Below are 12,778 nucleotides of genomic sequence, written 5' to 3'. Positions count from 1 at the left end.
CGGATGTTCGCGTGGGTTTTCTGGCCGCCCCCTTTTGGTGCCCCTGCCAAATGATTAGACTGCGCGCCTCTTTGCAAGGATCGCCATCATGCTGCTGATGCTCTACCTCATCGCCATCACCGCCGAAGCCATGACTGGTGCCTTGTCGGCTGGCCGTCGTGGCATGGATTGGTTCGGCGTGGTGCTGATTGCGTGCGTCACAGCCCTTGGCGGCGGTTCGGTACGCGATGTGTTGCTTGGCCACTACCCGCTCACCTGGGTCAAACACCCGGAATACCTGGTGCTGACCTCGGTAGCGGCATTGGTGACGATCTTTATCGCCCCATTGATGCGTCATTTGCGTTCACTGTTTTTGGCGCTGGACGCCGTGGGCCTGGTGGCGTTCACCCTGATCGGCTGCATGACGGCCCTGGAAATGGGCCACGGCATGCTGGTGGCCTCGGTCAGCGGGGTGATCACCGGGGTCTTCGGCGGGATCCTGCGGGATATCTTCTGTAACGATATCCCATTGATCTTCCGCCGCGAGCTGTACGCCAGCGTGTCGTTCCTCGCCGCCTGGTGCTACATGCTGTGCATCTACCTCGAACTGCCCAGCGAGCAGGCGATCCTGCTGACCTTGTTCAGCGGTTTTCTATTGCGTCTGCTGGCGATCCGCTTTCACTGGGAAATGCCCAAGTTCGTCTACAACGACGAACATTGACGGAGCGCGTGCTGGTTCAGCGCCCATTCCACATGTTCGCGAACCAGTTCGCTGGGGTAGTCCAGGCGTGCCTTCAAGGCTTCCAGCACCGGAATGCTCGAGGGCGCATTGCCCAGGCCCACGGCCAGGTTGCGCAGCCAGCGCTCATAGCCGGCGCGGCGCAGCGGCGAGCCTTCGGTGCTGCTGAGGAATTTATCCTCATCCCACATAAATAACTCAGCCAGTTCGGCGTTATCCAGATTGTGGCGCGGCTTGAAATCGCTTTCTCCTGAGGGGCGGGCGAAACGATTCCATGGGCAAACGATCTGACAGTCATCGCAGCCGAAAACCCGGTTGCCAATCAACGGCCGCAGCTCTTCGGGGATCGCGCTCTTGAGTTCGATGGTCAGGTACGAAATGCAGCGCCGGGCGTCCAGCACATAGGGGCCGACGAAGGCATTGGTCGGGCAGATATCCAGGCAGGCGGTGCAGCGACCGCAGTGTTCGGTGCTGTGGGGCGGATCGATGGGCAGCGGCAGGTCGACAAACAGCTCACTGAGGAAGAAGTAGCTACCGGCCTTGCGGTTGAGGACCAGGGTGTTTTTGCCAATCCAGCCTAAACCTGCCTGTTCGGCGATGGCTTTTTCCAGCACCGGGGCGCTGTCGACAAAGGCGCGAAAGCCAAACGGGCCGATCTGTGCCTGGATCCGGTCGGCCAGTTGCTGCACGCGCTTGCGGATCAGCTTGTGGTAGTCGCGGCCCAGGGCGTAGCGGGAGATGTAGGCTTTTTCGGGTTGGGCCAGCAGTTGCGCCATCTGCGTGTCGCCGGGCAGGTAATCCATGCGCAGGGACACCACGCGCAAGGTGCCGGGTACCAGCTCGTCAGGGTGCGAGCGCTTGCTGCCATGGGCGCCCATGTAGTCCATCTCGCCGTGATAGCCCGCGTCGAGCCAGCGCTGCAGGTGCTGTTCATGCTCGGCCAGGTCCAGGCCGCTGATGCCGACTTGTTGAAAGCCCAACTCGCGGCCCCAGTCTTTGATCGATTGGGCGAGGGCGGGCAGATCGGTGGTAATAGCAGGCATGAGACGAGAGAAACCGCAGGTTAGATGCGTATAATTCTGCCAGACATCGGAGCTTGAAGACGCATGCCGCAGACAAAACACGAAATAACTGACGTTCAGCCCCTGTTGCCCGGCCATTTGCCGCAACTGGCTGCGCGTTCCCCAGAGGCCCACAAGGGCCAGTTTGGCCATGTCCTGGTGATTGGCGGCGACCATGGCTTTGGCGGGGCGGGGTTGCTGAGTGCCGAAAGCGCGCTGCGCAGCGGTGCTGGCCTGGTGTCCCTGGCGACCCGCAGCGAACACGTCCCGGCGGCCTTGACCCGCTTGCCGGAAATCATGGCGCGGGGCGTGCATTCGGCCAACCAATTGATGGGCCTGCTGGAAAAAGTCTCGGTGATTGTTATCGGCCCTGGCCTGGGCGACATGGCGTGGGGCAAGAGCCTGCTGTCGGTGGCGGCCAATGCCCGGCAACCCCAGGTCTGGGATGCTGACGCGCTGAACCTGCTGGCCGCAGGCCATGTAACCTTGCCGGCCGATTGTGTGATCACCCCGCACCCGGGGGAAGCGGCGCGGCTGATGGGTATTTCGACAGCCGAGGTTCAGGCCGACCGACTTAAGGTGGCGCGCGCGCTGAGCCAGAAATTCAATGCCGTCACGGTACTCAAGGGCGCTGGCAGCCTGATCGCCAGCCCGGATGGGCGGGTATCGCGTTGTGACCAGGGGCATCCGGCCATGGCGTCGGCGGGCCTGGGGGATGTGCTCGCCGGCCTGACCGGCGCGCTGCTGGCCCAGGGCATGCCGGCGTTCGAGGCCGCCAGCCTGGCGGTGTGGTTGCACGCCACGGCGGGCGATCGCCAGGGCACCTTTGGTCGCGGCCTGGTAGCCAGCGACCTGATTCCTGCCATTCGTCAGTTGCTGGAGGAGCAGTCACCGTGTCTGAAGTAACCCTGTTTATTGCCGATGAAGAGGCCATGGTGGCGTTTGGTAAACGCATTGCCGAGATCACCCAGGGCGTGGGCCTGATTTTTCTGCAGGGTGACCTGGGTGCCGGCAAAACCACGCTGTCGCGCGGCATCATTCGCGGGCTTGGGCACGCTGGCGCGGTGAAAAGTCCGACGTTTACCCTGGTAGAACCTTACGAGATCGGTGACCTGCGCGCGTTCCATTTCGACCTGTACCGCCTGGTGGATCCTGAGGAATTGGAGTACATGGGCATTCGCGATTACTTTGATGGCGATGCTTTATGTCTGATCGAGTGGCCGGACAAGGGCACAGGCTTTTTGCCAAAGCCTGACCTGACCATTACCATTACCCCGCATAACCATGGGCGTCAGTTGAAATTGTTGTCCCAGAGCGCGCGCAGTGAGTCTTGGTGCGCCGCTTTGGCTTTGGAATTCTAATAATGGGTGGGTTAGGTATGCGCTTTCGCGCGTTGGTTGCTGTCGTGGGGGTGTTGCTTGCGGCAATGACTGTCAATGCTCTGGCCGCTTCACAGGTAAAAAGTGTGCGCCTGTGGCGAGCACCGGATAACACGCGACTGGTGTTCGACCTGTCTGGCCCGGTCCAGCACAGCGTCTTTACCCTGACGGCGCCTGATCGCCTGGTGATCGACATCAACGGTGCAACCCTGGCTGCGCCCTTGAAGGTTTCCACCGCCAACACGCCGATTACCGCGATGCGCTCGGCCCAGCGCACTCCGACCGACCTGCGGGTGGTCATCGACCTGAAGAAAGTCGTCACGCCCAAGAGTTTTTCCCTCGCGCCGAACGCCCAGTATGGCAACCGCCTGGTGGTCGACCTCTTTGACAATCCTGCCGACGCCGCGCCCACCCCGGCGCCGACCCCTGCGGTTGCCACCACCCCGGCGGTGCCGGTCAATCCTGCGCAGCCCCAGGTCAAGTTGCCACCGCTGCCACCCGCGCCGGCCGGCAAGCGCGACATTATCGTAGTGATCGACGCCGGGCACGGCGGTGAAGACCCGGGTGCCTCGGGCTCCCGTGGCCAGCACGAAAAAGATGTGGTCCTGGCCATCGCCCGTGAACTGCAGCGCCAGATCAACGGGATGAAGGGTTATCGCGCCGAATTGACCCGTACTGGCGACTACTTCATCCCATTGCGTGGGCGTACTGAAATCGCCCGCAAAAAGGGCGCGGACCTGTTCGTTTCGATCCACGCCGACGCCGCACCGTCGAAGGCAGCCTTCGGCGCCTCGGTGTTTGCCCTGTCGGATCGTGGCGCCACATCCGAGACCGCGCGCTGGCTGGCTGACAGCGAAAACCGTTCCGACTTGATCGGCGGTGCCGGCAACGTGTCCCTGGATGACAAGGACCGCATGCTCGCAGGTGTGTTGCTGGACCTGTCGATGACCGCCTCGCTGACCTCCAGCCTGAACGTCGGGCAGAAGGTGTTGAGCAACATGGGCCGGGTCACGCCGCTGCACAAACAGCGGGTGGAGCAAGCCGGGTTCATGGTGCTCAAGTCGCCGGATATCCCGTCGATCCTGGTCGAAACCGGCTTTATCTCCAACGCCAACGAAGCCAACAAGCTCGCCTCCGCCAGCCACCAGCAGGCGCTGGCGCGCTCCATCAGCGCCGGCGTGCGCCAGTTCTTCCAGCAGAACCCGCCACCGGGCACTTATATCGCCTGGCTGCGGGACTCCGGGAAAATTGCCCAGGGCCCGCGTGACCATCGGGTGCAGCCCGGCGACACCCTGGCCATGCTGGCCGTACGCTTCCAGGTCTCGGCTGCCACCTTGCGCAGCGCCAATAGCCTGAAAACCGATGAACTGAAAGTCGGCCAGGTATTGACCATCCCCGGCACTGAATTGGCAGCCCAGTAATGAGCGAATCGGTATTGAACAGCGCTTCGCGCATCGAACTGCTCAGCCCACGGCTGGCCAACCAGATCGCTGCGGGCGAAGTAGTTGAGCGTCCGGCCTCGGTGATCAAGGAGTTGCTGGAAAACAGCCTCGACTCCGGCGCCAAGCGCATTGACGTGGACGTGGAGCAGGGCGGAGTCAAGTTGCTGCGGGTGCGTGACGACGGCAGCGGGATCTCCTCCGACGACCTGCCGCTGGCGCTGGCACGCCATGCCACCAGCAAGATCCGTGACCTGGAAGACCTTGAGCGGGTGATGAGCCTGGGCTTTCGCGGTGAGGCCCTGGCGTCGATCAGCTCCGTGGCGCGCCTGACCCTGACTTCCCGCACCCGTGGCGCCGAACAGGCCTGGCAGGTAGAAACCGAAGGCCGCGACATGGCCCCTCGGGTCCAGCCGGCGGCCCACCCGGTAGGCACCTCGGTGGAAGTGCGCGACCTGTTCTTCAATACTCCGGCACGGCGCAAATTCCTCAAGGCCGAAAAAACCGAATTCGATCACCTGCAAGAAGTCATCAAGCGCCTGGCCCTGGCCCGTTTCGACGTGGCTTTCCATCTGCGCCACAACGGCAAGACCATCCTTAGCCTGCACGAGGCCAACGACGATGCCGCCCGCGCCCGGCGCGTGTCGGCGATCTGCGGTGCTGGGTTCCTGGAGCAGGCGCTGCCGATTGAAATCGAGCGCAATGGCCTGCATTTGTGGGGTTGGGTCGGCCTGCCGACGTTCTCCCGCAGCCAGGCCGACTTGCAGTATTTTTTTGTGAATGGCCGTGCAGTGCGCGACAAACTGGTGGCCCACGCGGTGCGCCAGGCCTATCGCGACGTGCTGTTCAATGGCCGGCATCCGACCTTCGTACTGTTTTTTGAAGTGGACCCGGCAGTAGTCGACGTCAACGTGCACCCGACCAAGCATGAGGTGCGCTTCCGTGACGGGCGCATGGTCCACGATTTCCTCTATGGCACCTTGCACCGTGCTTTGGGCGATGTGCGTCCGGATGATCAACTGGCGGCACCGATAGTCACCGCCATCGTCCGCCCGACGGGTCCTGAGGCCGGTGAATTCGGGCCCCAGGGCGAAATGAGCCTGGCGGCCAACCTGCTGCAAGCGCCGCAATCCCAGCCAAGCTACCCGGCGGCGGGTTCCGGCGCGGGGGCGGGCTATCAGTATCAATACACCCCGCGTCCGCAGTCGGCGGTGCCAGTGGCCGAGGCACAGGCGGCCTATCGCGAATTTTTCGCGCCGCTGCCCGGTGCCGAGCCGGGCGCGGTGGCCCTGCCGGAAGGTGGCGGTGATATCCCGCCGCTCGGTTATGCCCTGGCTCAGCTCAAGGGCATCTATATCCTCGCCGAAAACGCCCACGGCCTGGTGCTGGTGGACATGCACGCAGCCCACGAGCGAATCATGTACGAGCGCCTGAAGATCGCCATGGCCAGCGAAGGCCTGAGCGGCCAGCCATTGCTGGTGCCAGAGTCCCTGGCCGTCAGCCAGCGTGAAGCCGATTGCGCCGAGGAGCACCTCGCGGTGTTCCAGAAACTGGGCTTTGAATTGCAGCGACTGGGCCCGGAAACCCTGGCTATCCGGCAGATTCCCGCCTTGCTCAAGCAGGCTGAGGCTAACCGGCTGGTGGCTGACGTGCTGGCGGACCTGATGGAGTACGGCACCAGTGACCGGATCCAGGCACATATCAACGAACTGCTCGGCACCATGGCCTGCCACGGCGCGATCCGCGCCAACCGGCGCCTGGCCCTGCCGGAAATGAACGGCCTGCTGCGGGACATGGAAAACACCGAGCGCAGTGGCCAGTGCAACCACGGCCGACCGACCTGGACCCAGATGGGCCTGGATGATCTGGACAAACTATTCCTGCGCGGTCGCTGATGAGCGCCCTACCTCCCGCCATCTTCCTGATGGGCCCGACAGCGGCCGGCAAGACCGACTTGGCGATCGAGCTGACCAAGGTCCTGCCCTGTGAGCTGATCAGCGTCGATTCGGCCCTGGTTTATCGAGGCATGGATATCGGCACCGCCAAACCGTCCAAAGAGCTATTGGCTGCCCATCCCCATCGTCTGATCGACATTATCGATCCGTCGCAAAGCTACTCGGCGGCGGATTTTCGTACCGATGCCCTCGCCGCCATGGCTGAGATCACCGCGCGGGGCAATATCCCGCTGCTGGTGGGCGGCACGATGCTCTATTACAAGGCTCTGCAGGAAGGCCTGGCAGACATGCCGCCCGCCGATCCACAGGTGCGCGCCGAGATCGAAGAAGAGGCTGCGCGCCTTGGCTGGCAGGCCCTGCACGAGCAATTGGCGGCGATTGACCCGGTGTCTGCCGCGCGCATTCACCCCAATGACCCCCAGCGCCTGAGCCGGGCCCTGGAAGTCTGGCGCGTGACTGGCCAGACAATGACGGCCCATCGCCTCAGACAATCTGCGCAAAGTACTGACGCAGGCACCTCTGGACCGGGACAATTGCCCTATACTGTCGCCAATCTGGCCATCGCTCCGGCGAATCGCCAGGTGCTGCATGAGCGAATTGCACAAAGATTCACAATTATGTTGGAACAGGGGTTCGTGGAAGAGGTCGTAGCACTGCGTTCAAGAGGTGATCTGCATCCGGGATTGCCTTCGATACGTGCTGTAGGCTACCGCCAAGTCTGGGATCATCTGGATGGCAAGCTGACGTCAGCCGAAATGCAGGAGCGCGGCATTATTGCCACGCGCCAATTGGCAAAGCGCCAGTTCACTTGGCTGCGCAGCTGGACTGACTTGCATTGGCTGGACAGTCTGGATTGCGACAATCTGTCACGCGCCTTGAAATACTTGGGAACGGTCTCCATATTGAGCTGAGTCCTTGCAATTGCCGTCTATCCTTGGGGGTGTGACGGCTACAAACTATCTATTTTTCCGATTTTTTATTATTGATCCTTAAAGGAGTGCGGCACATGTCAAAAGGGCATTCGCTACAAGACCCTTACTTGAATACTTTACGTAAAGAGAAAGTTGGGGTTTCCATCTATCTGGTCAACGGCATCAAGCTGCAAGGTACGATCGAGTCTTTCGACCAGTTCGTGATCCTGCTGAAAAACACCGTAAGCCAGATGGTCTACAAACACGCTATCTCGACAGTAGTGCCGGTTCGTCCAATTCGTCTGCCTAGCGCAACCGAATCCGAACAGGGTGACGCTGAGCCAGGTAACGCCTGATAGGAGTCTCCTTTGTTCTTTGAGCGCCACGGTGGTGGTGAGCGAGTAATCCTCGTTCACTTGGATGGACAGGACCCTGAGGCGCGCGAAGATCCGCAGGAGTTTCAGGAGCTGGCAAATTCGGCCGGCGCCGAGACCGTCGCGTTTTTTAACGTGCCGCGTCATCGGCCAACCGCCAAATTTCTGATTGGCAGCGGCAAGGTCGAGGAAGTACGCGACCTGGTCCATGCCGAAGAAGCCGATCTGGTGATCTTCAATCACATCCTCACGCCCAGTCAGGAGCGTAACCTCGAACGTGTCTTCGAGTGTCGCGTGATTGACCGCACCGGTCTGATTCTCGATATTTTCGCCCAGCGCGCCCGTACCCATGAAGGCAAGCTCCAGGTTGAACTGGCCCAGCTTGACCACATGAGCACCCGCCTGGTTCGCGGCTGGACTCACCTTGAGCGTCAGGGTGGTGGTATCGGCATGCGTGGCCCGGGTGAAACCCAACTTGAAACCGACCGGCGTCTGCTGCGGGTGCGCCTGCGCCAGATCAAGGGCCGCCTGGAAAAAGTACGCAGCCAGCGCGAGCAATCACGCCGTGGGCGTACCCGTGCGGATATCCCTACCGTGTCCCTGGTGGGCTACACCAACGCCGGTAAATCCACGTTGTTCAACAACGTGACCAAGTCGGACGTGTACGCGGCAGACCAGTTGTTCGCCACCCTCGACCCGACCTTGCGCCGTCTGGAACTCGACGACCTGGGGCCGATTGTGCTGGCCGACACCGTGGGCTTCATCCGCCACTTGCCGCACAAGCTGGTCGAGGCATTCCGGTCTACGCTCGAAGAGTCGAGCAACTCCGACCTGCTGCTGCACGTCATCGATGCGGCCGAGCCTGACCGGATGTTGCAGATCGAGCAGGTCATGGTAGTACTGGGTGAGATTGGTGCCCAAGACTTGCCGATCCTCGAGGTCTATAACAAACTCGATTTGCTCGAGGGTGTAGAGCCGCAGATCCAGCGCGACGAAAACGGCAGGCCCCAGCGGGTCTGGCTCTCGGCGCGGGACGGTAGCGGCCTGGAACTGCTTGAACAGGCGATCGCAGAGTTGCTGGGCGGCGATTTGTTCGTCGGCACCTTGCGCTTGCCGCAGCGTTTTGCTCGACTGCGTGCTCAATTTTTCGAGTTGGGCGCCGTACAGAAAGAAGAACACGACGAAGAAGGTGTCAGCCTGCTGGCTGTTCGTTTGCCCCGTTCGGAGCTCAATCGACTGGTGAGTCGTGAGGGCGTTGTACCGACGGAGTTCCTCGAACAACACACTTTGCAATAAAAGCCTGAGAAAGCGGTTGTGCCGCTGTGGCAGGCATTCTGTAGCATTGGTCGGCGCGCCGTGGGTGCGTCTTTGCTTTATCAGATGGAGAGCGCTATGGCTTGGAATGAGCCGGGTGGCAACTCGAATAATCAGGATCCTTGGGGTGGTAAACGCCGCAATAATGGCGACCGCAAGGGGCCACCAGATCTCGACGAGGCCTTCCGAAAGCTGCAGGAAAGCCTGAATGGGTTGTTCGGTGGTGGAAAAAAACGTGGTGGTGACGACGGCGGTCGCACAGGCAAGGGCGGCGGCTACGGCCTGCTTGGCCTCGGCCTCGTGGCGCTGGCGGCTGTCTGGCTGTACAGCGCGGTTTATGTAGTCGACGAGCAGGAGCAAGCCGTGGTGCTGCGCTTTGGCAAGTACTACGAGACTGTCGGCCCCGGCCTGAACATCTACTTCCCGCCGATCGACAAGAAGTACATGGAGAACGTCACGCGTGAGCGTGCCTACACCAAGCAGGGCCAGATGCTGACCGAAGACGAGAACATCGTCGAAGTGCCGCTGACCGTGCAGTACAAGATCAGCAACCTGCAGGACTTCGTGCTTAACGTCGACCAGCCGGAAATCAGCTTGCAGCACGCGACCGAAAGCGCCCTGCGCCACGTAGTGGGTTCCACTGCGATGGACCAGGTGCTGACCGAAGGCCGTGAACTGATGGCCAGCGAGATCAAGGAGCGCCTGCAACGGTTCCTCGATACCTATCGCACCGGTATCACCGTTACCCAGGTCAACGTACAGAGCGCAGCTGCACCGCGTGAAGTGCAGGAAGCCTTCGATGACGTGATCCGTGCCCGTGAAGACGAGCAGCGTTCGCGCAACCAGGCTGAAACCTACGCCAACGGCGTCGTGCCGGAAGCCCGTGGTCAGGCCCAGCGCATCCTTGAAGATGCCAACGGTTACCGCGACGAAGTCGTGTCCCGCGCCAAGGGTGAGGCCGACCGCTTCACCAAGCTGGTGGCCGAGTACCGCAAGGCACCGGAAGTCACCCGCGAGCGTCTGTACCTGGACACCATGCAGGAAGTCTTCACCAACACCAGCAAGGTTCTCGTGACCGGCAACAAAGGTGGGCAGAACAACCTGCTGTACCTGCCGCTGGACAAGATGATCGAAGGTGGTCGTAGTGCCGGCAGTACTTCGTCTTCCGCCAGTTCGACTGCCGCTGCCAACGAAGCGAGCGCCCGTGCGGCCGCTGACCTGCAGCAACAGCAAACACGTTCCAGGGAGAGTCGTTGATGAGCAATAAATCGCTGACCGCCCTGATTGTGGGCGTCGTCGTGGTCATCGCTGCCTGGAACTGCTTCTACATCGTGGCTCAGACCGAGCGCGCGGTGCTGCTGCAATTCGGGCGTGTGGTCCAGGCGGATGTCCAGCCGGGCCTGCATGTGAAAGTCCCCTACGTCAACCAGGTGCGCAAGTTCGACGCCCGCCTGATGACCCTGGATGCACCGACACAGCGTTTCCTGACCCTGGAAAAGAAAGCCGTGATGGTTGACGCCTACGCCAAGTGGCGCGTCAAGGATGCCGAGCGTTTCTACACCGCGACTTCCGGCCTCAAGCAGATTGCCGACGAGCGTTTGTCCCGTCGTCTGGAATCGGGCCTGCGCGACCAGTTTGGTAAGCGCACCCTGCACGAGGTGGTATCCGGTGAACGTGATGCGCTGATGGCTGACATCACGCGTTCGTTGAACACCATGGCTGAAAAAGAGCTGGGCATCGAAGTTGTCGATGTTCGGGTCAAGGCCATTGACCTGCCCAAGGAAGTGAACCGCAGCGTGTTCGAGCGGATGAGCACCGAGCGTGAGCGTGAGGCTCGTGAGCACCGCGCCAAGGGTAACGAACTGGCTGAAGGTATCCGTGCGGATGCCGACCGTCAGCGTCGCGTACTGTTGGCAGAAGCCTATCGTGAGTCTGAAGAGGCTCGCGGTGATGGTGATGCTCAAGCCGCATCGATCTACGCCAAGGCTTATGGCCAGGACCAGGAGTTCTACGCGTTCTACCGTAGCCTGCGTGCCTACCGTGAAAGCTTTGCGAACAAAACCGACGTCATGGTGCTGGACCCAAGTAGCGATTTCTTCCGCTACCTGGAAAAGTCCAAGTAACCCGCTGACTGTCTGGACCCACTCCGTCGGGCGGCTAAAACGCTTGGCGGGGTGATCCTTTCGGAAAACGGGTGTATGATGCGGCAGCCGGGAAATTCCCGGCTTTTTTGCGTCTGCATGTTTGATTGCTGTTTTACGCTGCAGGCGTGACAGGTTTTTCGAGGAAAGTGCCCGACGAGGCCGTTTACAGGCCATTCGTCACGTCGCTCTTGCGCGTGGTTTATGCAGGGGCCGGGTATTTTCTGCTTCACTCAAGGCTCGCCCAAGGGCAGGCCGGGTCATAGGGGAATGGCGTAATGGCAACGGTAGACCGCTGGCTGCTGCCAGATGGCATCGAAGAAGTACTGCCACCAGAGGCTGCGCGTATTGAAGTCGCGCGTCGCCAGGTGTTGGATCTGTTCCAGAGCTGGGGTTACGAGTTTGTCGTGACTCCCCATATCGAGTACCTGGAATCCCTGCTGACCGGCGCGGGCCAGGACCTGGATCTGCGCACCTTCAAGGTCATCGACCCGCAATCGGGCCGGCAAATGGGCTTTCGCGCCGACATCACGCCGCAAGTGGCGCGCATCGATGCGCATACCCTGCGCCGTGAAGGGCCGAGCCGCCTGTGCTATGCCGGCAGCGTGCTGCACGCGCAACCGCGCGCCCTGTCATCGTCCCGTAGCCCGATCCAGCTGGGCGCCGAGTTGTACGGCGATGCGAGCCCGAGCAGCGACGTCGAAGTCATCAGCCTGATGCTGGCGATGCTGCAACTGGCTGACGTGCCGGATGTGCACATGGACCTGGGGCATGTCGGTATCTACCGTGGCCTGGCTCGTGCGGCCGGTTTGTCTGGCGAAGTTGAGCAACAGTTGTTCGATGCCCTGCAACGCAAGGCCATCGACGAAGTGATCGCCCTGACCGAAGGCGTGCCTGAGGATCTGGCCGGCATGCTGCGTGCGCTGGTGGGCCTGTGTGGTGGTCGCGAAGTGCTGACCGCTGCCCGTGATCGCCTCGCCAACGCACCGGCCCCGGTGTTGGCGGCCCTGGACGACGTGCTGGCGATTGCCGAGCAGTTGTCGGCGCGCTTCCCGCAACTGCCGCTGTATTTTGACCTGGGTGAGCTGCGCGGCTACCACTACCACACCGGTGTGGTGTTCGCCGTGTTTGTTCCGGGTGTTGGCCAGGCCATCGCCCAGGGCGGTCGTTATGACGATATCGGCGCCGACTTCGGTCGTGCCCGTCCGGCGACTGGCTTTTCTACCGATTTGAAAACCCTGGTGACCCTGGGGCGTGCTGAAGTCGAGCTACCGTCTGGCGGTATCTGGATGCCAGACAGTACGGACGCGGCACTCTGGCAGCAGGTCTGCCAGTTGCGCAGTGAGGGTCAGCGTGTCGTCCAGGCCTTGCCTGGGCAGCCATTGGCCGCCGCCCGTGAAGCGGACTGCGACCGGCAATTGATTCAGCAGAACGGGCTTTGGCAAGTATCGCCACTGGCTTCTTGAGTTTTCCTGCCGGCCAATGC

The 12,778-nt window shown here is 61.5% G+C and carries 12 protein-coding genes; 11 read left to right on the top strand and 1 reads right to left on the bottom strand.

Features of this window, described 5'->3' with window-relative positions:
* Window positions 1-85: 85 nt before the first annotated feature.
* Window positions 86-700 carry a trimeric intracellular cation channel family protein gene (locus tag HBO19_RS19215; RefSeq protein WP_169851492.1) on the top strand — a complete coding sequence of 205 codons (615 nt, stop codon included), beginning with the start codon at window positions 86-88 and terminating at the stop codon, window positions 698-700.
* Here HBO19_RS19215 and queG read toward each other — a convergent pair.
* A complete protein-coding gene (gene queG / locus HBO19_RS19210; RefSeq protein ID WP_169952220.1) occupies window positions 682-1,761 on the bottom strand; it encodes a tRNA epoxyqueuosine(34) reductase QueG in 1,080 nt (359 codons plus the stop codon). The two genes, HBO19_RS19215 and queG, sit on opposite strands and share 19 nt — an antisense overlap.
* Before the next feature lie 63 nt (window positions 1,762-1,824).
* Between queG and HBO19_RS19205 the strand changes: the two genes are divergently transcribed.
* The 10 genes from HBO19_RS19205 to HBO19_RS19160 all read left to right on the top strand — a co-directional run bounded on the left by HBO19_RS19205 (window position 1,825) and on the right by HBO19_RS19160 (window position 12,758).
* Complete coding sequence (locus HBO19_RS19205; protein ID WP_169952218.1) at window positions 1,825-2,685, top strand: NAD(P)H-hydrate dehydratase; 861 nt, start codon at window positions 1,825-1,827, stop codon at window positions 2,683-2,685.
* The gene (gene tsaE / locus HBO19_RS19200; RefSeq protein ID WP_169952216.1) at window positions 2,673-3,140 is read left to right on the top strand and encodes a tRNA (adenosine(37)-N6)-threonylcarbamoyltransferase complex ATPase subunit type 1 TsaE; all 468 of its coding nucleotides are present in this window, start codon (window positions 2,673-2,675) and stop codon (window positions 3,138-3,140) included. Before HBO19_RS19205 ends, tsaE begins: the two co-directional genes overlap by 13 nt.
* 17 nt (window positions 3,141-3,157) lie before the next feature.
* The gene (locus HBO19_RS19195) at window positions 3,158-4,579 is read left to right on the top strand and encodes an N-acetylmuramoyl-L-alanine amidase (RefSeq protein ID WP_169952436.1); all 1,422 of its coding nucleotides are present in this window, start codon (window positions 3,158-3,160) and stop codon (window positions 4,577-4,579) included.
* Window positions 4,580-4,593: 14 nt separating this feature from the next.
* Complete coding sequence (gene mutL / locus HBO19_RS19190) at window positions 4,594-6,492, top strand: DNA mismatch repair endonuclease MutL (RefSeq protein ID WP_170058222.1); 1,899 nt, start codon at window positions 4,594-4,596, stop codon at window positions 6,490-6,492.
* Window positions 6,492-7,463: a tRNA (adenosine(37)-N6)-dimethylallyltransferase MiaA gene (gene miaA / locus HBO19_RS19185; protein WP_170058092.1), complete on the top strand. Its 972-nt coding sequence runs from the start codon at window positions 6,492-6,494 to the stop codon at window positions 7,461-7,463. The genes mutL and miaA overlap by 1 nt, the downstream gene beginning before the upstream one ends.
* A gap of 95 nt (window positions 7,464-7,558) precedes the next feature.
* Window positions 7,559-7,819, top strand: a complete 261-nt coding sequence (gene hfq / locus HBO19_RS19180; protein ID WP_010221594.1) for an RNA chaperone Hfq — start codon at window positions 7,559-7,561, stop codon at window positions 7,817-7,819.
* Window positions 7,820-7,831: 12 nt separating this feature from the next.
* Window positions 7,832-9,133 (top strand): ribosome rescue GTPase HflX, encoded by a 1,302-nt coding sequence (hflX, locus tag HBO19_RS19175; RefSeq protein ID WP_170058091.1) that lies wholly within the window; start codon window positions 7,832-7,834, stop codon window positions 9,131-9,133.
* Window positions 9,134-9,229: 96 nt separating this feature from the next.
* The gene (gene hflK, locus HBO19_RS19170) at window positions 9,230-10,408 is read left to right on the top strand and encodes an FtsH protease activity modulator HflK (RefSeq protein WP_115127254.1); all 1,179 of its coding nucleotides are present in this window, start codon (window positions 9,230-9,232) and stop codon (window positions 10,406-10,408) included.
* A complete protein-coding gene (gene hflC / locus HBO19_RS19165) occupies window positions 10,408-11,274 on the top strand; it encodes a protease modulator HflC (protein WP_017849753.1) in 867 nt (288 codons plus the stop codon). The genes hflK and hflC overlap by 1 nt, the downstream gene beginning before the upstream one ends.
* 296 nt (window positions 11,275-11,570) lie before the next feature.
* Window positions 11,571-12,758: an ATP phosphoribosyltransferase regulatory subunit gene (locus HBO19_RS19160; protein ID WP_169952212.1), complete on the top strand. Its 1,188-nt coding sequence runs from the start codon at window positions 11,571-11,573 to the stop codon at window positions 12,756-12,758.
* The last annotated feature ends 20 nt before the right edge of the window (window positions 12,759-12,778 follow it).

The organism is Pseudomonas sp. WS 5021, assembly GCF_012985535.1.
GTDB lineage: Bacteria > Pseudomonadota > Gammaproteobacteria > Pseudomonadales > Pseudomonadaceae > Aquipseudomonas.
This window is presented reverse-complemented; position numbering and strand designations above follow the sequence as displayed.

What these genes read in the sequence shown, in the direction of transcription:
- queG (WP_169952220.1), bottom strand. Translation starts at nt 1,761, where the DNA reads ATGCCTGCTATTACCACCGATCTGCCCGCCCTCGCCCAATCGATCAAA.
- HBO19_RS19205 (WP_169952218.1), top strand. Translation starts at nt 1,825, where the DNA reads ATGCCGCAGACAAAACACGAAATAACTGACGTTCAGCCCCTGTTGCCC.
- HBO19_RS19195 (WP_169952436.1), top strand. Translation starts at nt 3,158, where the DNA reads ATGCGCTTTCGCGCGTTGGTTGCTGTCGTGGGGGTGTTGCTTGCGGCA.
- miaA (WP_170058092.1), top strand. Translation starts at nt 6,492, where the DNA reads ATGAGCGCCCTACCTCCCGCCATCTTCCTGATGGGCCCGACAGCGGCC.
- hfq (WP_010221594.1), top strand. Translation starts at nt 7,559, where the DNA reads ATGTCAAAAGGGCATTCGCTACAAGACCCTTACTTGAATACTTTACGT.
- hflK (WP_115127254.1), top strand. Translation starts at nt 9,230, where the DNA reads ATGGCTTGGAATGAGCCGGGTGGCAACTCGAATAATCAGGATCCTTGG.
- hflC (WP_017849753.1), top strand. Translation starts at nt 10,408, where the DNA reads ATGAGCAATAAATCGCTGACCGCCCTGATTGTGGGCGTCGTCGTGGTC.
- HBO19_RS19160 (WP_169952212.1), top strand. Translation starts at nt 11,571, where the DNA reads ATGGCAACGGTAGACCGCTGGCTGCTGCCAGATGGCATCGAAGAAGTA.